Source organism: Bacillus cereus group sp. MYBK79-1, from assembly GCF_051915365.1.
Lineage (GTDB): Bacteria > Bacillota > Bacilli > Bacillales > Bacillaceae_G > Bacillus_A.
The window spans coordinates 1-20,612 of sequence record NZ_JBQAEO010000011.1 but is presented as its reverse complement, the minus strand read 5'-3'; the positions used below and the strand labels follow the sequence as shown (position 1 = coordinate 20,612).

Here is a 20,612-nt window from a genome sequence, read left to right as displayed (position 1 = left end):
GTTTTATGTTGTTTATTTAAAATTTACAGTCCTTGCATAAGAACTGTAAATTTTAAATATAGTTACTACTTAACAGAACCTTTTAATTGTTCCAGTAGTATCTTGTAATAATCAGCTTTAAAATGCACACCATCTGAATCGTGTAAATCTTTGTTTTTTTCAAAGATTGAAGATAAATCAATGTACTCAACTTTTTCAGCTTTTGCTAATTTTTCAAGTGCCGAATTGTATTCATTTATATGTTTATATTGTGGCTTCTCCTCCACATTCTTATCTGTAACTGGTGTAATAGATAAAAGGTGTATCTTTACATTTGGAAGTTGTTCCTTTATTTTTTGTATTAATTTAGAATACTTATCTATTGAAAACTTAACTGGATTCTCGATAGGTTTTCCTTCAAGATCCATAGGAAGCAATAAATCATTACTTCCAAAATTCATGAAAATATGTTCAGGTTTTCTTTTTACTACATTTTCTACTTCATCTAGAGCGAACATTGTAGCTCCACCTGCTGATCCTAATACATTTTTATCATCTAAAAATTCATAATGAGATATAGCTTCTATCATTGAATCTCCAAAGAATAAACTGTTTTTAAAGGTCGATTGATACGCGCTATTTTTCGATTTTTTTTCTTGTGTAGTATTTTGCGTAACCTCATTTGATTTTTTTTCGCTCTCATTATTTACACAAGCTGCGGAGGTAATTGTAATGGCCCCCGTAAGTAGACAAACACATACTTTCTTTAACATTTCTATCTTCCTCTCAAGTCATTATTTCGTAAGCGATGGTGTATATAGCAATGTTATTGTTTCAATGCAAACCTTTCGTTTACAAAATATAGATTAAGCTTTATAGGTAAAGATGAGATGCAGATTATATAGATATAATTTAAAGAATCCACAACTTGAAAATTAGTTATGAAATAATGTAACAGAAGAATAATCTGATTGAAGAAATATGTTTAATAATCCATAAAATCGGTTGTTAATAGTCGATTTCATAGTACGGAATCTGAATTGATATAAATAAAAAAGGAAGTGAACTGTTGCTAGTTGCAATAGTTCACTTCCTTTTCATATAAACATTACACATATTAAAAGTAGTAACTTAATAATAAAAACACATTTTTATTTTAATTGATTTTTCAAATATTCTAACCAAATCGGATAAAATTCAGGCTTAAAATGTATGCCATCCTTAACATAGAGATTTGGATTTTCTTTAAATATTGGGGACAAATCGATAAAATTCACTTGTTCTTTCTTTGCAAGCATTTTAAATCCTTCGTTAAAATCATTAATATTTTTATAGCGCTCTTCTTTTTGTGTACGTTCCAGTGTAACTGGTGTAATCGACAGGATATTTATTTTTGTATTAGGTAATTTTTCTTTTATTTTTTGAATCAGTTGAGAGTATTGGGTAATTGCAAATTCTTTTGCTTCACTAAGATTACCTAATCCAAGTAGAATAAATATATGTTGCGGTTTTTGATTGGCTATTTGTTCTATATTTTTTTGAGCATCTCCAATTGATTTCCCAATACCGCTTACAATGTTTTCTTCGTCTAATATATCAACATCATGAAGGCCATCTGTAATCGAATCCCCTAAAAATACACTTGTTTTAAAAATAGATTTAAATGCCGAAGTATCTATATTAGATGAAGAAATTTGTTCTTTTCCAAAAGCTTTAGAAGTAGATTCTATTTTAGAGACTGAACTAGATGTATCTGTCTTACTATTTGGATTCCCGCAAGCTGATAGGACAATGATACTTATCAATGGGATTGTAATTATTTTTTTAATCATATATAATTTCCTTTCTTATAGTGCCTTTATATACTATAGACGTTGATCTTTCTGGAAGTTTAGACGAAAATGATCTTCATCATTATATACACCAAATTCATACCCTTGCTCTTTATAAAATTTAATAATTTCCGGAAGTGCTTGTAATGTTTGCGCCTTTTCATGCATTAAAACAACTTCTACTTCTTCTGTTGTTTGTTTCTTTACATTTTCGATAATCTGAGTTGGATTATCTTTTAATTTCCAATCATTTGAGTCTATTGTCCAATCCCAAACTTTTATTGCTGCTTCTACAATTTGATTACGAATTTCCTCCCCCTTTAACCCTGGTGCAGATCCATATGGCGGACGAACTAGTTTAGGAGTTGTACCCGTAATATTATGGATAAGAGCTAACGTTTCTTTCATCTCCGGTACAAATTGTCCTTTTTTGTATAGCTTATCACTGTTATGTGTCATACTATGAGCACCAATATAATGTCCTTCTTTTACCGCTCTTTTTACATTTTCCTGAAAACCTGTATGTTGTAAATTACTACCTTGCATAAAAAATGTCGAAGCAACATTTTGCTCTTTTAGTACATCTAAAAATTTTCCAGTTAATTCGCTAGGACCGTCATCGAATGTTAAATACACAACCTTGCCTACCGGTTTTCCATCAGGTCTTTTCTGTTTTGCCGTTGGTGTTTCTTTTTTCTTTTCTTGTTGTTGCGTATTAGCTTGATTACTACTTTCATTAGCTACTCCCTTCGCTGAGGGAGAGTTCCACCCCCCAATTAAAAAGAACATGAAGAAACTCGTTGCTAAAACAACTCCTAGAGATATGATTGCCTTCGTTACTACACTTGTTTTTTTCTTACTTTGCGATTCTTTCATTATTTTTCGATCCTTTCCCTATTCATTTTCATATTTATTATTTAAAAGCCTGAGCCTTTACTCGACTGAATCGTTAGTTTCAACCGGTGTTTACAATAAATAGATTAATAGAGATGAATAAAGATAAAATGCAGATAATGTCGAAATCAGTTAAAGAATAATAAATTGCATTCACTAATATTTGTTGCTCTAATGCAGTTATTAAGTTAATTCTTGAATTTGACAACTAGTTGTATAACGAAAAAACAGCAAAAAACCAGGATGAATTCACATATTTATCCTGGTTTTTTAAAGCGTTACATTATAACTTTTATTTTTTTATGATCGAAACTGTATCAAATGAGTTTACCTGTTCCTTCATATCTTTAGTAACCTTTTCCCATTCCCTCCATTCTTGCATAGCTTCTGCATCATCCCCATTAAACGCTATATTTTCTCCATAAGACTTATGGAAATGTAATATGTCCATATAAGTTTCTGTTCCTGGTAAGTCCTTAAATGTTGTAGCGTCTACAATCAAAATTATATCTTCATAAGTTGAAGCACGTACACGTCCTAGCGAGATATCATCTTCGTATTGTACATTGATTTTTTTATCATTTACTTTAATCTCTTTTATCTCTTTATTTCTGTTGCTGGTAAACATCACAACTTTCCCTTTTGGAATGGTTGGTAACGAGGTAATTGGACCGTCATTAGTAACACCCTGATGATCCGTCTTTCTTAATACCCCTTTCTTCATAACACCTTCTGCTGTTTTTTGATCTATAATTAATACTTGCTTCCCATCGCTTTCTGCTCTTTTTATCTTATATAAATCATTGGATTTAATTTCACTTTTATGTTGAGCTACTATATCTTTTAATCGTTGTTCTTCTCCAATAATAACAGCCCCATTCCTTGGTTCTTCTGTCTTTCCAAAAGAACATGCTCCTAATACCGAAATGGAAACGATTCCTACCATACATAATTTCATTACTTTTTTCATGTTTTATTCTCCTTGTTGTTTTATACATAAACTACATAATTTTTTTGTATAACTTTTGTAAATAACGCCTTCGGACCGTGAAGAAGTATACGCTTTGAATGGATAGAAAGGCTAAGAAAACTATGACGGACGTTTTTAAAACCGAAAAATCCACTAGCCGCTGTAACGCCATAAAAGCAACGCCGCTATGAATAGCTGCAAAGATTATTGGTAAGAAGAACATCAATATAAGCTGACGCGTTACAATTTTCTTTAATTCTTTTCTGCTCAGACCGACTTTTGCAATCATTTCATATTGCTTTTGTTCTCTTTCTAAATCTGCGTATAGACGGAAATATAGCAAACTAGCTGCAAAAGTAAAGAATACAATTCCTACCAATATACTCACAATAAGCAAAATACCATTCTTTTGTTTTGAAGAAATCCAATTAGAGTATAAAGATTCAAAAGCATGATGAGAATTTACCATTTCTGCGCTCTCTAACTGCTCTTCTAATTTTTTCGTAATCATTTTTGTTTTTTCCCAATTATCCACTACAAATCCATATTTCTTTTTAACAATAGAACCATCTTCCTCTTCCTCGTCTATGTTCGGAAATTTTTCAAATAAGGAATCAGACACTACAAGCGTGGCACTATTTTGAATAGGAAAAATGAGGTGTGGTATAGCTTTTTTCACTTTCAAAGTCATATCAGAGTTTCCTTGTACTATATCTAGTTGTGGAGGAATCCCTTTTCCTTTTGCATACTTTTCTTTTTGTGTAACTGATGTTGGTACTAAAATAATTTCTTGATCATTATCCAACTTTTCTGTTGCACGCCCAAAAAGCTTCGCAAACTGGTTGTATTCTGTTATCTTAATAAGTGTGTAATTATTCTCAGTAAATTTCGGACTTATAGCTTCAACATGATAAGAAAACTTTGATGCAGTTAACTGTTTTTTGATTTCCGCAATGTGCTCTTCTTCATGCTGATTTCCACTTGTTGAAGTATAGGTAAATGCAAATGGATTTGTCATTTCGATTAATCCCTTATTCCCCATCGCTAAACATGTACCAATTCCAGTGAAGGCCACAGCGGAAATAATCGCTAGCATAAAGAACATAGTTGCATTATCTTTCATACGATAGGCTAATTCTGAAATAGTAAGAAGATTTGTCTTATTAAAAAAGACAAGTTCTTTCTTCTTTAACATACAAATTACATACACACTCAACTGTGAAAATAAAAAGTACGTTCCTACAACCACACAAATCACCCCGGCAACTAAATAGGGCATTTCAAAGTTTCTTTCCAAGGTAAAATAGAATACGAATGCATATCCTAACCCAATTAATACAAGGGAAAATAGCGCCAGTCCTTTAGATGCTTTTGGCTCTGGTTTAGGTTTTTCCTCCGACCTCATTAGTTCAATCAAGTTATTTACCTTTACCATTTTGGAAGTAAACAACGAAATGCATAGAAATAAAATCAAAAATGCACCAGTTGTCATGAAAATCGCCTTAATTGGAATATAAAATGGCAGTCCATTATCAATTGCTAATATATTTGCACTCAGTAATAACATTAACTTTGAAAAAATCAATCCGATTAGGGTACCAGAAACAATAGATGCGATTCCAATCAACATATTTTCTAAAAATATTAACTTATTTAATTGAGAGGGAGTCATTCCATGTATCATTAATATCCCGAATTCTTTTTTTCTTGTTTTTAAAAAAGAACTAACAGAATATAAAAGGAAGAAGAATGAAAAAATAAAAATGAGATATTGAGAGATTTGCATCCCCATTGTTCCTAATTTACTCATGGTTTTACTGGTAGACGCCAGTTCCCCTTGTAAACCAGGATGAAAAAGTAATAACGCATATGTGAAAAATACCATTACAGAAAATGTACTACTTAGAAAATGCGCAGCATAGGTTCGTTTACTGCGCATGATATTATTAAACGCGAATTGTTGAAAAGTCATGCTTACGTCCTCCTAATAATGCAAGTACGTCTATAATTTTTTGGTAGAACGTTTGACGATTATCTCCACAATATACTTCATTATATAGTTCGCCATCTTTAATAAATATAACGCGGTCACAATAACTTGCGGCCATTGGATCATGCGTGACAAGCATCATTGTTGCTTCTTGTTCCTTGTTTAATCGTTGTAATAACTCCATTACATCATCAGCCGCTTTTGAATCTAAATTTCCTGTTGGCTCATCCGCAAGTAATAATTTCGGGTTATGAATTAGAGCACGTGCGATGGCGGTTCTTTGTGCTTGTCCTCCTGATATTTCATATGTCCTTTTATCTAATATGGATTGAATTCCTAATTTGTCTGCGATAACACTAACACGATGATTCATATCCTCGACTTTCGTTCCATCTAGCGTCAGAGGAAGAACAATATTCTCTTTTACAGTTAACGTATTTAGAAGATTGAACGACTGAAATACAAACCCTAATTCACGTCTTCGAAATAAAGCCAGCTCATTCGGAGATAACTGATGTGGATTTTCTCCGTTAATTAGCACTTCTCCTGATGTTGGAGAATCAATAGTAGAAACCATGTTCAATAAAGTTGTTTTTCCACTTCCTGAGGGGCCCATAATTCCCACAAACTCCCCTTTTTTGATACTTAAATTAATATTTGAAAGTGCTTCATAAGATACCTTCCCTGCATAGATTTTACTCAGGTCACAAACCTTTAATATGTCCATATTTCTCCACTCCTTATTATCTTGTTTGAATATAACCCTAGTTTAACTAAGATACTCCCTTACTCATATTGATTAACCTTTCATTTACCTAACAGGTTTGTAACCTTTCTGAAAAATTAAAAGAGATTGTTTTTAATGACTAGCATAAGGGAATATAATACGGATTTTCGTTCCTGTTCCTACTTCAGACTCTATTTCAATATCATGATTCATTCTTTCTATAATATTTTTCACAAGATACAATCCCATACCAGTGGATTCTTTAAATCTCCGACCGTTTTCTCCCGTGTAGAAAGGGTGAAATACTCTTGGAAGGTCTTCTTTCGGAATTCCTACACCATGATCTTGAATTTCAAAGACTATAGAACGCCCCTCTTCAAACGTAGCCATTGTAATGTTCTTTCTACTTCCTGCTGAATACTTAATAGCATTTGATACAACTTGATTAATTACAAATCGAAGCCATTTCCCATCCGTTTCAACTATTAGATTTGGATTTACTTTCACTTCTGGGTAGACATAACTACGGATAAATAGACGTTTATTTTCGCGGACCACTTCTTGTACAATATCCTGCAATGATACTCTTTCTACATAAAAATCCTTCTCAAATGTTTCTAAACGTGCCGTATATAATACCATTTCTAATCCATACTTCATTCGATCTACTTCTTCTACAATACTTTCAATGCTCTCCCCATTTTCTTCTTGTGTAATGAGTTCAATAACTGATAAAGGCGTTTTCATCTGATGTACCCACTGATTTAAAAACGTGAGATGTTCTTTCTGTTTATACTCCCATGTCTTCAGTTGTTTTTGATAGTAGTTGTACTGCGTTGCTAATACATCCTGAAATGCTACTGATAATGGAGTAGAGTCCATCTCTTGTATGGATTCATGTGACGTCTTTGAAGGAGTGGATAATTTGTTATATAATTTACGATGACTAAAATAGCGATATGTTAAATACCCAATTAATAAGCAAATCCCTAAAAATACACTGTATAAGGCTGTAGGTAAATTTTGATATCCATCTAGCCAATACACTGAGAGTGTGACAAATAGTTGCATAATAGAAAAACAAATAAAAGGTATTTGCTCACTTAAAAATAACTTCATTACAATACCTCATCATTCTTCCATGTTATTTTCAAACGGTACCCTGCACCCCGAACTGTTTCCAGCGCATTTTTTATTCCGATTCCTTCTAATTTTTTACGAACACGTGTAATATTTACACTTAATGTATTATCATCTACATATGTGTAATCATCCCAAAGCTTTTCAAGAATTTTCCCCCGGCTGACAATATTGGGCGCCCGTTGCATGAGAATCTCCAATAATACCGCTTCCTTTTTCGAGATCGTACAAGTAGTATCGTTTAGCTTTAACTCCATTCTTTCCGGATAAAGTGTTAAACCAGATTGTTCTATAATTCTCGCTTCTATCTTTGGAGCATATTCACCATATATACGTCGAAGATGACTTCGAACTTTCGCCATCACAACTTCATAGTGAAACGGCTTGGTAATGTAATCATCCGCGCCGTTTTCTAATGCCATAACTTGTTCCATTTCTCCACTACGTGCTGATATAAATATAATGGGACAAGTAGATACAGTTCTAATTTGACGACACCAGTAAAAACCATCAAAACTTGGTAAGTTTATATCTAATAAGACTAAATCAGGTTGAATATTCTCGAATTGTTCCAGAACGTGGTCAAAATCTTCAGTAACAATCGCTTCATATCCGTACTTATTGATATGAGATTGAAGTAACTTAGATATTTTTTGATCATCTTCTACAATCATAATTTTATGCATATATTGTGCTCCCTTTACTTCAAATTTTTTTTATTATCTGTAAGAATACGAATAATATTTTTTATCTTTGTTAGTATAAAGAAAAGATTTCATTACTCATATTGAAGAACCTAACAAATAACTAACAACTTTGTAATGTTTCTGAAAATAACAAAGATAAAACGGTTTATATTGACTATATAAAAATGATAAAAACGTGTAGAACGAAAATTCTACACGTTTTTATTTAAATAGAAATAAAATAATACGCCATCTTCTGTATTCGAAACACCATATTCTACACCATGCATCTCTAATATATTTTTTGAAATAGCAAGGCCCAATCCAGTTCCACCTTTGGAGCGTTGACGAGACGTATCCCCTCGATAAAAACGATCCCATATTTTTTCTAAATGTTCTGATGCAATATGAGCCCCTTTATTTTCTACACATACTTTTACACATTTATTTTCTTCTATTGTAGAAATAATAATATTCTCATGTTCTGGTGTGTAACGAATTGCATTCGTAATAAAGTTTGTTATAACCTGTTCTATTCGATGTTGGTTTGCAACAACTTCAATTTTAGAAAGTTGTTTATGAACATGTAATTGCTTAGCTGTTATATCCGAGATTAATTGCTCACATATGTAATCAATCATCTCATCAATATGGAAAACACCCATTTTCATTTTATATGTACCAGATTCGAATTTCGCTAACTCGAGCATATCAATAATGAGCATATCCATTTTATCTACTTCTTTTGACATTGCTTTAAAGTAATACTCCTTTTTATTACTAGCAACCCCATCCTCCAAAATTGAAATACAGCTCTTCATAATACTTAAAGGCGTTTTTAACTCATGTGAAACACCAGCGATAAATTCTTTGCGTGTATTTTCTAATTGCTTTTCTTTTTCTATATCTTGCTGCAATCGATGAATATACGAATGCAAAGCTTTAGAAAGTGTATTAATATTTTGTGATAAATCACCTATTTCATCCTTTGTAGTAATAGGGATCGTCTCTGAGAAATCTAAACCCGCAATTTTTTTTGTAGTATCATTTATTTGTAATAATGGCTTGGCGATTTTTTTTGAGTAATAGAACGATATTAAAACAATTAAAATCAGTACAAAGAGAATTAAATATACATAATAATCCTTAATCATTTGCACCGCTTCATCAACTGGTTGCAATGATGTCATAGCAAATATATAGTTTGTCTTACCATTTGCATCTTTTGTTGGCTTGATTAAAAGTTTATATTTAATATCATTTTCTTCGTAATCCATTATTTCTGTAGAAGTAACATCATTCGATTTTTGATTCAATAATAAATCAACCTGAAATTGTTTTATTGTATCTATAAGCACACGATTTCCATATATAAAGGTAGTTCCTACAGTCTCCTCCGGTAATTGCACGTTTTGAATGCTTCCTGTTAAATATAATTGTGAACTTTCTTTTGAAGATGCGGCTTTTGGCCCATACAATCTTTCTGACAGTTGCTTGTTCTCCAGCCCAACATTCTTCTCTTTTATTGTTAACATCGCAGGGACTACTATATCCCCCTTCTGTACTCCATCGATAATAATATGACTCCCTTGTTCTAAACTATATTTCATCCTTTGTATATCTTCTAAATTGATAAAACTATACAACGGTATGTGAATGGAACGTTCAGAAAACCTCTTATTTTCGTTAGAGTCTAATTGAATTTCTATAGAAAAATCATTTGCATATTTTATATTTCCTACACGATCTAACGTTGTAATCCATGTCGCATTCTCTTGATAGAAATTTTGTTCCAACTCTTGAATGGCTTTCGCATTATCTCCGGCTTTTACATATGCTTTTTCAAAGGATTGAATATTTTTTTTAATATCATTCACTTTTCGATTTGCATAGTATTGCTTAAAAAATATAGTTTGTCCAATAAAAATAGTTGCTAAAATAAGTGTGCATAATGCTGTTGTTAATATAAATAACTTTAATACAATTCCTTTTTTCATACTTGTCCCTCAAATTTATAACCAGCTCGTACAACAGTTACAATACAAGCTGCTTTTTGTCCTAATTTATGACGCAAATTACGAATATGACTATTAATAGTGCGATCATCTGCTCCTAGTTCAAATCCGAGTAGAATATCATCCTCATCTACCCAAGCCTTTAACATAATAATAGGTACATTAGATTTCTTACGGATTCGTCGACAAACCGCCCAACCATCTAATTCTGGTAACATAATGTCTAAAATAATTAAATGCACCTCATGCTCTTCAAATATAGATAATGCTTCTTTCCTATCAATTGCCTCTAAGACGTTATACCCTTCGTTTAATAAGTAATCCTTCATAATTTCACGTAAAATATGTTCATCTTCTACAATTAATGTTGTTCTTTGCATCTTTCATCTTCTCCACGATTTATTTTATTGTTAGGAAGAAATAGTTCATTTTATATGTTAACCAATTAGAAATCTTTCACTATTTCCGTCACTACTACATACAATATAGTTATATCCAGATAATAGCATGACGGTATAAAGATAAAATGCAGAGATAGCCTTACTATTGAAATTCCATTATAATTTTGTAATTGGAATGGATTTGAATCACATAAAGAACCAGAAGAAATAATATTATTTGGAGGTATCACGATGAGCCTTTTAATTAGAGCGTTAGAAACAAATGATTTAGACAATCTCCCGGATATTGATGACAGTTTTATAGTGAATGCTCGGTTAATTCTTTCTCTTTCGAAAGTAAATAGACGCATAGAATATACAATAGAAAACGTTCCGAGTTATGAAAAAAGTTATTTACAAAATGATAATGAAGAACTGGCGTACAATGAATATATAAATAAGCCCAATCAAGTAATTTACATAGCACTGTTACATAACCAAATCATCGGATTCATAGTATTGAAAAAGAATTGGAATCACTATGCTTACATAGAAGATATAACGGTGGATAAAAACCATCGTACACTCGGGGTTGGTAAAAGGTTAGTTGATCAAGCAAAGCAATGGGCAAAAGAAGGCAACATGCCCGGTATCATGCTTGAAACGCAAAATAATAATGTCGCAGCATGTAAGTTCTATGAAAAATGTGGATTTGTAATAGGTGGATTTGATTTTCTTATTTATAAAGGTTTGGATATGACAAGTGATGAAGTTGCAATTTATTGGTATTTTCACTTCGAATGAAAATGTTCTTAACGTTAAACAAACTCAAAATAAAACCCCAATCTCTCTACATTAAAATTGAGAAATTGGGGTTAAGTTATTTAAAACAGGTAACTAATTAATAATCCTGCTGATAATAAGAAGCCGAAAATCGTATTTGTCATCGCTGTCGATTTCATTGCAATACGCATATACCCAGGATCCTTTGCTCCTTTTTGGAAACTTTGAATGGCAGAGATTGGCTTTCTCAAACCTAGGAACATAACTAATGCCCAAGGGCTTATATAACCCATCAATACAATTACGACGATCCATACATAAGCAATGAAAAAGGCTACAGCTAGTGTTACTATTGCTTTTTCTCTCCCAAGGAGGATTACTAATGTCTTTCTTCCACCTTTAATATCTTCTTCGATATCTCGGATGTTATTCGACATGTTGATTGCACCGACTAAAATTCCAATTGGAATGGAAATCAATACACTTTCAATCGTTATCGTATTCGTTTGAATAAAGAAAGCAATAAGTACAAAGCATGTCCCCATCAACAATCCAGAAACTAATTCTCCAAACGGAGTGTACGCAATTGGTAATGGACCACCTGTATATAAATAGCCAACCGCCATCCCGATTAAACCAATGACGACTAACCACCAGCTGCTATTCATACAAATATAAACTCCAATAATTGCTGCTACTACATACAATAAAAGTGCAACTGTTAACACATTTTTTGGTTTCAAACCGTGACGGACAATTCCGCCACCAATCCCAACAGAATCAGCGGTATCTAATCCACGTTTGAAATCATAGTACTCATTAAATAAGTTCGTTGCGATTTGCAATGCTAAACATGCAACCATCATCGCAATAAATAAAAGCCAATCAATTTCGGCAACATAAAGTGATGCCACCGTCCCTAAAATTACAGGAGAAAACGTCGCCGTTAATGTATGCGGGCGCGTCATCTTCCATATTAATTTAGCGGAACTAATTTCTTTTTCATTCCCCATAACTCTGTTCAATCTCCCAACATTTTAAGTATAAATTACTAGCAGTATCTTTCTATCTATGTTCTGCCACGCATCTATTATATCAAAAAAAGAATTGGTGATAGAACTGTAATGCTCTTGCTTATCCCTCTATCACTCTTGAATTCAGTTTTTCAAAAGAAAGTCCGTTGCTCACATTCGAACAACGGACTTTCTTTATATGAACCATTTTAAAACATCTTCAGCAATCTCTTCCGGTCTATCCCAATGCATTAAATGCCCTGTATCTGTATAAAGCTTAGTCGTAATATCAATACGCTTCTTAAATTCCGCAATCTGCAATTCTCTTATTTCTAAATAATCATCTGGAAGATCACAATACAATAATAAAATATCATTTTTAATTTTATGAGATTCCAACGTTTTATACACCGTATATTGAAACTTAATTACACTTCTAGCGGTATCGCCAGTAGCATGCCATTTCACTTTATTATCTTCTTCTCGCATTAAATCATAAACCGCACATTCTATTAATGGTGACCACCTGCTGTAAACCATTTTTTCTGATTGGATGAATGCTTCTTTACTGTCAAAAATATATTCATCAAAATCGTTTTCGTAATGAGTAATTTCTTCTTCTAATGATCGCGGTGGACAATCTCCTTCTTTCGCATCTTTATATAGCTGCGCAAAATAATTTGCATTCATTTTACCATGATGATAACCACCATCTAACAAAACCATTTTATTCACTTTTTCTGGACATTCTGCTGCATAGTGAAGCGCAACACTTGCTCCCCATGAATGTGCTACTATATGAAATGTTTCTTTTCCTATCTGCTCAAGTAATGCTACTACCCAATTTGTTAAATGGGATGCACCGTAATCTTCATCCTTCTCAAAACTTGGTGTTTTCCCATGTCCAGGTAGATCAAACGATACAATATGATAGTTATCTTTTAAAAGTTCCGCTATTTCAATAAAGTGAAACTTTAATCAGTGGGGGTTTTCTTCATCCCCCACCGATTATTAGTTGAACCAATCGGACTTTTATGGGCAGTTGATCCCCCACCTAACTTCTTTGCTTTCGCTGAATTTTGATGTGGGGGTCTTACTGCCCATTAAAGTGGGATAAAACTTAATTTTGTACTTCCTAAACCATGAAAACAAATGATTTGAGGATTACTTTTATCTCCCCATTCACAAACACTTGCTTCATATTCGCCAAATTCTACAAAAAAGTGATTCATTTTAATCTCCTCTAATTATCAGATATAAATTAGTTTGAATGCGAAATTGTTTTTTCAGAATAAATGAATTCGACAAAATTATCCAAATCCCTTTTTCGTAAATGTTTTTTATAGAATGCGAGAGTTAACTCTCGTTGAAAGCACGAAACGCTTATCATTTAATTTAATGGTTAAACTACATCTTCACACCTATGAAATTAATATAGTTTAATAATTGTAATATACGTCTATCATATGTGTGATTTTTCAAAGTCCTATCCAGCCCATTTTTTGCTATACGTTTTCTTTCTTGTGCATGTTCCAAATAATACTCCGCTTTTTGTATAAAATCCGATGCATTATAAAAAGTTTCTATTTCAACACCTGGTATGTAATGCTTTGCTACATCAGGACGTATATCAGTTAATTGAAAAGAACCTACAGCATTAATTTCAAATGTCCTATTATTTACTGAATATGCTTGTATGTTTGCAGAATTACAATTCAATTCCTTATCATTGGGTGAACGATGTAAATTTATATTGATTTTAGTCGATACGTAAAATTGTAACGCATCTTCATACTTCGCAAGTGGCAAGACTTGTATTTTATCCTTTAATCGTTCATAATTTTTTAACTTCTCCCAACCGAACCCCACAATTTTTATGTTTTTTTCTGCTACATACTCTGAAATAGAATCAATAAAGGTAAGTCTATTTTCAAATGCTGTGCCTATAAAACTAAGATCATACTTATATGTATCTTCTTTGTGAGAAGGTTTAAACACATCTTGATTTGCTGCTAAAGGAAGATGAAACACATTATTACATCCTATCCCTCTATAAAACTTAATACAATTTAAATCTTGCGTAAATATGTAATCATAATACGGCACAAGATGTTGTGTTACATCCGTATAATAAGGATCATCTGTCAGCCAAAGTCCAGTAGTAAAACCCGCACTCTTTAGTACTGGCATGACACTAATAATTCCCTCACTTAAACCACTTAGTACCAAAATAAAATCCGGTTTCATTTTTAATGCGGTTTCTATCGCTCGTTCTGGTTTCACCATAATTGTATTACTGTTTACCTTTTGTAAACTATTCAAAATTGCTTCTTCGATCATTGGGTAATAAAAAGGAATTCCTGATTGAATAAATAAGATTTTCTTAGGAGTATTGTCTTTCATGTTGTTCCCCCTATTTCTACATAATTAAAGCGTACGAAAATTAACAGTCTTTATTCATTTTTATGCCATCTTACTTTACATGTATAAGCAACGTTTATGTCCATTATGTTGAACTTCTACTGATTCACAGACTAGCGGTGGATGATTCTTATCATATTGTTTCATCTTCTTTAGCAGCTGGTATTTCAACCAAATTATTAATAAAACATGATACATAAAAGAAAGAGCCAATTCACATGAGTTGGCTCTTTCTTACCTTATAAAATTTCAATAGTTACACTAGCTAGATTTTACTTTTGTAACCCTTTAATAATGGTATCTGTATTCCATTTCATCATTTTCAAGTAAGTATCTCCATCCTCACCTGATTTACCTAGTGAATCTGTAAAAATTGTACCTGCAATTGGTACGTTTGTTTCTTTTGAAACAGTTTCCATGCTGCGTCGATCTACACTAGTTTCTACAAATAAAGCCGGAACTTTGTTTGTTTGAATTAAACTTACAACATCTCTAATTTGATCTGGCGTACCTTGATTTTCTGAGTTGATTTCCCAAATGTATCCCGTCTTAATATCATATGCTTTTCCAAAATATTTAAATGCACCTTCACTAGAAATTAAGAAACGTTTTTCCTCTGGGATTTGATGAATTCTGTTCACAGTTTCATCATGTAGCTTTTGAAGTTCCGCTACATACTTATCAGCATTTTTAGTATAGAACTCTTTATTTTTAGGATCTTCTTTAATTAATGCTTTCTTCACGTTTTCAGCGTATACAATACCATTTTTAATGTTCATCCATGCATGTGGGTCTGGTTCTTTTTCTAATCCTTTTGTTTCTAAATAAATAGCTTCTACACCTTCACTTACTTTATAAACCGGTGCGTCTTTCTCTGATTTATTTGCCGTTTTCAATAACTTTTTAAACCATGCGCCGCCCTCTTCAAGGTTTAAGCCATTGTAAAACACCATATCTGCATCTGTCATTTTCATAACATCTTTTGGTAGTGGATCATATTCATGCGGATTAGCCCCAATTGGAACAAGACTATGAATCTCAACTTTATCCCCACCAATTTGCTTCACCATATCATATATAATAGAGTATGTAGTTACAATTTTTAATTTCCCACTACCCTCTTCTTTCCCATTTGTGTTACTAGAACACGCTGTTAATGCAAATACGAAAATACAAATTACCGATAATAAAACATTTTTAAATTTCATCTTTATCCTCCAATCAATTATGACAACTCTGCTCTATTTTTTCTAATTTTAATAGCTCTCCAAAATAAACCTTGTGACGGTGAGAAAAAGAATGCCAATGCGAACAAGAATGTTGCAACAAGAACAATCGTTGCACCTGAAGCAAGATTATAAGAGAAACTAAAATATAGCCCTACTACAGATGAAAGTGCACCAATGCCTGCTGCTAAGTAAATCATGACCCATAAACGGTTTGTTAATAAATACGCTGTAGCCGCCGGTGTAATAAGCATAGCGACAACTAAAATAATCCCTACAGTTTGAAGTGAAGCAACTGTAACCATTGTAAGAAGAATCATTAAGCCGTAATGAATCCATTTGTTCGGCAACCCATAACTTTGCGCCATCGTTGGATCGAAAGTAGACACGAGTAGTTCTTTATAAAACAGAATTACAAGACCAATAATGACAACTCCAATAATAAGTGTCATCCACATATCAGAAGAACGAACTGATAGAACATTCCCAAATAAAATATGGTACAAATCAGAACTACTCTTCATAAACGTAATTAAAATAATCCCTACAGCGAAAACAGATGTAAACATAATTCCTATCGCCATATCATGTTTAATACGACTATTTTGACTTACAAACCCAATTCCAACTGCAGTAATAACACCTGTTAAAACTGCCCCTATGAAATAGTTCATACCAATCATATAAGAAAGTGCTACCCCTGGAAGAACAGCATGTGAAATGGCATCCCCCATTAAAGCCATACCTCGTAAAATAATAAAACATCCAATTACACCGCAAATTACTCCTACCATAACGGAAGTTAATAATGCCTTCTGCAGAAAACCGTACTGCATTAATGCATCTATAAATTCTACAATCTTCATGATGAATGTACCTCCGCTGCATTATTAAAGAATATCCCTTGATTCACATACGCTTTTGACATAACAGTTGGTTCTAATACTTGCCTTACTTCTCCGTAATGAATTAAGCTCTTATTCAATAATAGTAATTTATCAAAATAGGACTCTGCTTTACTTAGATCGTGATGTACAACAACAATCGTTTTCCCTTCTGTACGTAATTCTCTAAGAATTTTAATAATTGTCTCTTCACTTGTTACATCAATTCCAACAAATGGTTCATCTAAGAAAAATATCTCTGCCTTTTGTGCTAACGCTCTCGCTAAAAAGACACGTTGTTGTTGTCCGCCTGAAAGCTCACCAATTTGACGATTTTTAAACTCTTCCATTCCGACCTTTTTTAAACATTCAAAAGCCCAATCCCGATGTTCTTTCTTCGGTCTTTTCATCATACCTAAAGATGGATACGTTCCAATTAGCACGACATCTATAACTGTGATCGGGAAATCCCAATCTATATCACTCCTTTGCGGTACATATGCAACATGTTTTCTAGCGCTCCGAATATCCTCTCCAAGAACTTGAACGTATCCCTTATCATTTGGGATTAAATCTAAAACAGCTTTCATTAAAGTAGATTTTCCTGCTCCGTTTGGACCAATAATTCCAACGAGTTTCCCTTTTTCAATATCGAAGGAAACATTTTGAACTACTTGATTCCCTTGATAAGATACATACAAATCTTTGACAATTATAGCCTCATCCATTTTTCATGCATTCCCCTTTCTTTTTTTCATCTATGTAATTATTTTGCACTAAGGCAACTTCCAAGCAAAAAAATATAATGCGAATGTAAATTCACACCAAAGTTTCCCTGAGGAAACTTTTTTCCATGAGTCAAATTATATAAGCTAGATACAAATTTGTAAACTGCTTTTTATTACTTTATGAATATATTGAGAAAAGTTGCCTCTAAAAAACAAAAATATCAAACTTTTCTCAATTCATTTCGACACACATATTAGTCAATGCTAATATGAATAAAGAATAACATATTAGTAATTGCTAATACGAATGGAGAGGATACAATTGTGCAACTCAAATGATTCAGATGTAAAAGCCAAGTTCATCCGTGGCTTTGCTGATAAAACAAGATTACAAATTCTTCAATGTATGATGGATGGTGAAAAAACAGTATCTGAAATTGTGGAAATCACTCAAGGAAATCAGTCAAACGTATCTCAGCACCTAAACTGTTTAAAAGGATGCGGAATCATTTTAGGCAGACAAGAAGGAAAATACGTCCACTATTCCTTACGCAATAAGCAAATTGAACAGTTACTCACTATGTTTGATGTCGTTTTTCATGAAGTACAAAATGAAGTAGCGTCATGTGATAAAAACGATGCTTGTTTATCTCAAAAAGGAGAAAACACTCATGACAGATAAGGACGAGAAGGAAAAGAAATGATGGTTACTCCAACACCGATGCCAAGTGCTTAATATAACCAAAATATCAATTACACTAAAAAAACAGCCATATTGATGGCTGTTTTTTAGTAATTGATTGTTGCTATTTTCTCAAACTATAAAGAGACTACTATAGACAGTCGTAAAAAGTTTATTTGTTCCATATTTTCTTCGTATTATGAAACAACCTCAAATTTCAAGGTATTTCGATTTACTACGATATATTCACCTACTGTTTTATTCATTACTAGAGAGACTTCCTTAGTATGTGTGATTTCAAAACTATCTTTTTGTATATCCACTAATAATTTTACTTCCACATCACTTTCTCCATATTTTAAACCACTATAAGATAATTTTCCCATTAATCATCATCCTTTTTTATATTAACTATCTCTATTGTATTATATATTATTGAAACCTATAAAAAAGCAACAATCTTTATAATCTGTATCCTTTGTAAAGGACATTTTACATAAATAGGTTCTTTTCATTATAGAAACGTGATAACTTAATATTCGTACCCTTTCTCAATAGCATTAGTTTTGAATTCTGTTCAATATACGGAGGTCCTGTCTTATCACTTTTCTTTAATTGAATTAATAAATTTTATAAACTCTTCCCGTTCTTTTTTCTCTGATTCAAGCATAGCGGTTAAATGCTTTAGTGATTTTTTTGAAATCTCATTTTTCTTATCCGTGAGTATATTAATCAGAGTTGACAAAAGTACAAGCATAGCGTAGTTATCTACATAGGTAATATTTAAAGCTTGACCACCCTTCCCTCCTGTTCCACCGGCTCCACCTGTAGCTGTTACGTTAGCACTAGCACTTGTCTTCCCCTCTTTATCAGCATGCTTTTCAATAAACTTTAGTTTAATTATTTCATTTATTTGGTTTTCAGGTATAAACGTTCCTTTACCATTTTGAGGTTCTTCAATCAATAATTACACCCCCCTTTTCTATTTTAAAAACTACATTGATTCTTATTAATTTTTAAAAATCAATGTAGTCACATTTATAATTATTTTTTGATTTTCGAACCCCCACCAGCACCACCTTTAGCAGCTCCACCTGTAGTGTCGCCATCAGTCGCATTGCCACCACGTCCACCTGTTGCAGCTCCACCTGTAGTGTCACCATCTGTAGCATTGCCACCACGTCCACCTTTAGCAACTCCACCTGTAGTGTCACCGTCTGTAGCATTGCCACCACGTCCACCTTTAGCAGCTCCACCTGTAGTGTCACCATCTGTAGCATCGCCACCACGTCCACCTGTTGCAGCTCCGCCTGTATTATTACCGTCTGTTGCAGCTCCACCTGCTCCACCGTTACCACCATTACCACCTGTTGCAGAGTTATTATTTGCTTGTGCATTCGCTGCGGCTGCTGCTGTTGCTGTTGCTACTACAGTTGCAACAGCACCTGCTCCACCTGCTCCGCCTGCCCCACCTATTGCAGGAGCATCGTTTGCAGCACCTGCATTTCCAGCAGCACCTGCTCCACCTGTTGCAGGGGCATCGTTTGCAGCACCTGCATTTCCAGCAGCACCTGCTCCACCTGTTGCGGGAGCATCATTTGCAGCACCTGCATTTCCAGCAGCACCCGCTCCACCTGTTGCAGGGGCATCGTTTGCAGCACCTGCATTTCCAGTAGCACCTGCTCCACCTGTTGCAGGGGCATCGTTTGCAGCACCTGCATTTCCAGTAGCACCTGCTCCACCTATTGCAGGGGCGTCATTTGCATTTCCACCATCCCCCCATCCTCCTTTTCCGCCAAATTTATTATCATCTATTTCAATTTTATTTTCTTTTTCAAATTTCCTTTCTGTCTTTCTAGCCGTTTTTCCGCATTTTTTCTCCATTTCTTACTTCCTTCCATTTTTTAGTTTACTATTTTAAAAAATTATTAAAAAACATCTTAGCAAGATCTATATTAATAGATACACCTGGGACGTTTATTTTAATAACATTTTCATTCACTACGGTGCTGATATTATCAGCCTCTTCTTTGTTTTCCACTTCATTTTCACTTTCTACTTCTTCTTCGATTTCTACCAGTTCTTCACTTTCTACTTCTTCTTCGATTTCTACCGGTTCTTCACTTTCTACTTCTTCTTCGATTTCTACCAGTTCTTCACTTTCTACTTCTTCTTCGATTTCTACCGGTTCTTCACTTTCTACTTCTTCTTCGATTTCTACCGGTTCTTCACTTTCTACTTCTTCTTCGATTTCTACCGGTT

Annotated in this window: 21 protein-coding genes and 2 pseudogenes; 2 read left to right on the top strand and 21 right to left on the bottom strand. The window is 33.4% G+C overall.

Annotated elements, in window-relative coordinates; all coding sequences use genetic code 11:
• Positions 1-65: 65 nt before the first annotated feature.
• The 10 genes from ACTFOB_RS17685 to ACTFOB_RS17640 form a co-directional block, all read right to left on the bottom strand.
• Positions 66-752 (bottom strand): GDSL-type esterase/lipase family protein, encoded by a 687-nt coding sequence (locus ACTFOB_RS17685; RefSeq protein ID WP_440028193.1) that lies wholly within the window; start codon positions 750-752, stop codon positions 66-68.
• Between the two features lie 378 nt (positions 753-1,130).
• On the bottom strand, positions 1,131-1,811 hold the full coding sequence (locus ACTFOB_RS17680; protein WP_440028196.1) for a GDSL-type esterase/lipase family protein: 681 nt from the start codon (positions 1,809-1,811) through the stop codon (positions 1,131-1,133).
• A gap of 33 nt (positions 1,812-1,844) precedes the next feature.
• Positions 1,845-2,687 carry a polysaccharide deacetylase family protein gene (locus ACTFOB_RS17675; protein ID WP_440028198.1) on the bottom strand — a complete coding sequence of 281 codons (843 nt, stop codon included), beginning with the start codon at positions 2,685-2,687 and terminating at the stop codon, positions 1,845-1,847.
• A 310-nt stretch (positions 2,688-2,997) separates the two neighbouring features.
• Complete coding sequence (locus ACTFOB_RS17670) at positions 2,998-3,675, bottom strand: lipoprotein BA_5634 family protein (RefSeq protein ID WP_440028201.1); 678 nt, start codon at positions 3,673-3,675, stop codon at positions 2,998-3,000.
• A 31-nt stretch (positions 3,676-3,706) separates the two neighbouring features.
• Complete coding sequence (locus tag ACTFOB_RS17665) at positions 3,707-5,647, bottom strand: FtsX-like permease family protein (protein ID WP_440028206.1); 1,941 nt, start codon at positions 5,645-5,647, stop codon at positions 3,707-3,709.
• Positions 5,622-6,392, bottom strand: coding sequence for an ABC transporter ATP-binding protein (locus ACTFOB_RS17660; protein ID WP_440028209.1), 771 nt, complete (start codon positions 6,390-6,392; stop codon positions 5,622-5,624). Before ACTFOB_RS17660 ends, ACTFOB_RS17665 begins: the two co-directional genes overlap by 26 nt.
• A 132-nt stretch (positions 6,393-6,524) precedes the next feature.
• Positions 6,525-7,511 (bottom strand): sensor histidine kinase, encoded by a 987-nt coding sequence (locus ACTFOB_RS17655; protein ID WP_440028212.1) that lies wholly within the window; start codon positions 7,509-7,511, stop codon positions 6,525-6,527.
• On the bottom strand, positions 7,511-8,218 hold the full coding sequence (locus ACTFOB_RS17650) for a response regulator transcription factor (protein ID WP_440028217.1): 708 nt from the start codon (positions 8,216-8,218) through the stop codon (positions 7,511-7,513). The genes ACTFOB_RS17655 and ACTFOB_RS17650 overlap by 1 nt, the downstream gene beginning before the upstream one ends.
• Positions 8,219-8,430: 212 nt before the next feature.
• A complete protein-coding gene (locus ACTFOB_RS17645) occupies positions 8,431-10,215 on the bottom strand; it encodes a sensor histidine kinase (protein ID WP_440028220.1) in 1,785 nt (594 codons plus the stop codon).
• The gene (locus ACTFOB_RS17640) at positions 10,212-10,613 is read right to left on the bottom strand and encodes a response regulator (protein WP_440028223.1); all 402 of its coding nucleotides are present in this window, start codon (positions 10,611-10,613) and stop codon (positions 10,212-10,214) included. Before ACTFOB_RS17640 ends, ACTFOB_RS17645 begins: the two co-directional genes overlap by 4 nt.
• A 252-nt stretch (positions 10,614-10,865) precedes the next feature.
• Between ACTFOB_RS17640 and satA the strand changes: the two genes are divergently transcribed.
• On the top strand, positions 10,866-11,417 hold the full coding sequence (satA, locus tag ACTFOB_RS17635) for a streptothricin N-acetyltransferase SatA (protein WP_440028226.1): 552 nt from the start codon (positions 10,866-10,868) through the stop codon (positions 11,415-11,417).
• A gap of 80 nt (positions 11,418-11,497) precedes the next feature.
• On the opposite strand, the gene menA is transcribed toward satA, so the two are convergent.
• The 7 genes and pseudogenes from menA to ACTFOB_RS17600 all read right to left on the bottom strand — a co-directional run bounded on the left by menA (position 11,498) and on the right by ACTFOB_RS17600 (position 17,668).
• Positions 11,498-12,409 (bottom strand): 1,4-dihydroxy-2-naphthoate polyprenyltransferase, encoded by a 912-nt coding sequence (gene menA / locus ACTFOB_RS17630; protein WP_151634825.1) that lies wholly within the window; start codon positions 12,407-12,409, stop codon positions 11,498-11,500.
• 195 nt (positions 12,410-12,604) lie between these two features.
• A pseudogene (locus ACTFOB_RS17625) lies at positions 12,605-13,384 on the bottom strand (alpha/beta fold hydrolase); the annotation flags it as partial.
• Between the two features lie 152 nt (positions 13,385-13,536).
• A pseudogene (locus tag ACTFOB_RS17620) lies at positions 13,537-13,641 on the bottom strand (alpha/beta hydrolase); the annotation flags it as partial.
• A 175-nt stretch (positions 13,642-13,816) separates the two neighbouring features.
• A complete protein-coding gene (locus ACTFOB_RS17615; protein WP_440028230.1) occupies positions 13,817-14,812 on the bottom strand; it encodes a CgeB family protein in 996 nt (331 codons plus the stop codon).
• 290 nt (positions 14,813-15,102) lie between these two features.
• Positions 15,103-16,038 (bottom strand): manganese ABC transporter substrate-binding protein/adhesin MntA, encoded by a 936-nt coding sequence (gene mntA, locus ACTFOB_RS17610; protein WP_440028233.1) that lies wholly within the window; start codon positions 16,036-16,038, stop codon positions 15,103-15,105.
• Positions 16,039-16,055: 17 nt separating this feature from the next.
• Entirely contained in the window at positions 16,056-16,922 is an 867-nt protein-coding gene (locus tag ACTFOB_RS17605; RefSeq protein WP_098662346.1) for a metal ABC transporter permease, read from the bottom strand.
• Entirely contained in the window at positions 16,919-17,668 is a 750-nt protein-coding gene (locus ACTFOB_RS17600) for a metal ABC transporter ATP-binding protein (protein ID WP_151634817.1), read from the bottom strand. The genes ACTFOB_RS17605 and ACTFOB_RS17600 overlap by 4 nt, the downstream gene beginning before the upstream one ends.
• 322 nt (positions 17,669-17,990) lie before the next feature.
• Between ACTFOB_RS17600 and ACTFOB_RS17595 the strand changes: the two genes are divergently transcribed.
• Positions 17,991-18,350, top strand: a complete 360-nt coding sequence (locus tag ACTFOB_RS17595; RefSeq protein WP_440028268.1) for an ArsR/SmtB family transcription factor — start codon at positions 17,991-17,993, stop codon at positions 18,348-18,350.
• 197 nt (positions 18,351-18,547) lie between these two features.
• On the opposite strand, the gene ACTFOB_RS17590 is transcribed toward ACTFOB_RS17595, so the two are convergent.
• The 4 genes from ACTFOB_RS17590 to ACTFOB_RS17575 form a co-directional block, all read right to left on the bottom strand.
• Positions 18,548-18,736 carry a hypothetical protein gene (locus ACTFOB_RS17590; RefSeq protein WP_151634813.1) on the bottom strand — a complete coding sequence of 63 codons (189 nt, stop codon included), beginning with the start codon at positions 18,734-18,736 and terminating at the stop codon, positions 18,548-18,550.
• A gap of 215 nt (positions 18,737-18,951) precedes the next feature.
• Positions 18,952-19,314, bottom strand: a complete 363-nt coding sequence (locus ACTFOB_RS17585) for a hypothetical protein (protein WP_440028238.1) — start codon at positions 19,312-19,314, stop codon at positions 18,952-18,954.
• Between the two features lie 80 nt (positions 19,315-19,394).
• On the bottom strand, positions 19,395-20,234 hold the full coding sequence (locus tag ACTFOB_RS17580) for a hypothetical protein (RefSeq protein ID WP_440028241.1): 840 nt from the start codon (positions 20,232-20,234) through the stop codon (positions 19,395-19,397).
• A gap of 28 nt (positions 20,235-20,262) precedes the next feature.
• The coding region (locus tag ACTFOB_RS17575; protein WP_440028244.1) for a hypothetical protein at positions 20,263-20,612 on the bottom strand (350 nt) is incomplete at its 5' end.

What these genes read in the sequence shown, in the direction of transcription:
- ACTFOB_RS17600 (WP_151634817.1), bottom strand. Translation starts at nt 17,668, where the DNA reads ATGGATGAGGCTATAATTGTCAAAGATTTGTATGTATCTTATCAAGGG.
- satA (WP_440028226.1), top strand. Translation starts at nt 10,866, where the DNA reads ATGAGCCTTTTAATTAGAGCGTTAGAAACAAATGATTTAGACAATCTC.
- ACTFOB_RS17675 (WP_440028198.1), bottom strand. Translation starts at nt 2,687, where the DNA reads ATGAAAGAATCGCAAAGTAAGAAAAAAACAAGTGTAGTAACGAAGGCA.
- ACTFOB_RS17680 (WP_440028196.1), bottom strand. Translation starts at nt 1,811, where the DNA reads ATGATTAAAAAAATAATTACAATCCCATTGATAAGTATCATTGTCCTA.
- ACTFOB_RS17605 (WP_098662346.1), bottom strand. Translation starts at nt 16,922, where the DNA reads ATGAAGATTGTAGAATTTATAGATGCATTAATGCAGTACGGTTTTCTG.
- ACTFOB_RS17645 (WP_440028220.1), bottom strand. Translation starts at nt 10,215, where the DNA reads ATGAAAAAAGGAATTGTATTAAAGTTATTTATATTAACAACAGCATTA.
- mntA (WP_440028233.1), bottom strand. Translation starts at nt 16,038, where the DNA reads ATGAAATTTAAAAATGTTTTATTATCGGTAATTTGTATTTTCGTATTT.
- ACTFOB_RS17665 (WP_440028206.1), bottom strand. Translation starts at nt 5,647, where the DNA reads ATGACTTTTCAACAATTCGCGTTTAATAATATCATGCGCAGTAAACGA.
- ACTFOB_RS17670 (WP_440028201.1), bottom strand. Translation starts at nt 3,675, where the DNA reads ATGAAAAAAGTAATGAAATTATGTATGGTAGGAATCGTTTCCATTTCG.
- menA (WP_151634825.1), bottom strand. Translation starts at nt 12,409, where the DNA reads ATGGGGAATGAAAAAGAAATTAGTTCCGCTAAATTAATATGGAAGATG.
- ACTFOB_RS17650 (WP_440028217.1), bottom strand. Translation starts at nt 8,218, where the DNA reads ATGCATAAAATTATGATTGTAGAAGATGATCAAAAAATATCTAAGTTA.
- ACTFOB_RS17640 (WP_440028223.1), bottom strand. Translation starts at nt 10,613, where the DNA reads ATGCAAAGAACAACATTAATTGTAGAAGATGAACATATTTTACGTGAA.
- ACTFOB_RS17590 (WP_151634813.1), bottom strand. Translation starts at nt 18,736, where the DNA reads ATGGGAAAATTATCTTATAGTGGTTTAAAATATGGAGAAAGTGATGTG.
- ACTFOB_RS17660 (WP_440028209.1), bottom strand. Translation starts at nt 6,392, where the DNA reads ATGGACATATTAAAGGTTTGTGACCTGAGTAAAATCTATGCAGGGAAG.
- ACTFOB_RS17615 (WP_440028230.1), bottom strand. Translation starts at nt 14,812, where the DNA reads ATGAAAGACAATACTCCTAAGAAAATCTTATTTATTCAATCAGGAATT.
- ACTFOB_RS17580 (WP_440028241.1), bottom strand. Translation starts at nt 20,234, where the DNA reads ATGGAGAAAAAATGCGGAAAAACGGCTAGAAAGACAGAAAGGAAATTT.
- ACTFOB_RS17655 (WP_440028212.1), bottom strand. Translation starts at nt 7,511, where the DNA reads ATGAAGTTATTTTTAAGTGAGCAAATACCTTTTATTTGTTTTTCTATT.
- ACTFOB_RS17685 (WP_440028193.1), bottom strand. Translation starts at nt 752, where the DNA reads ATGTTAAAGAAAGTATGTGTTTGTCTACTTACGGGGGCCATTACAATT.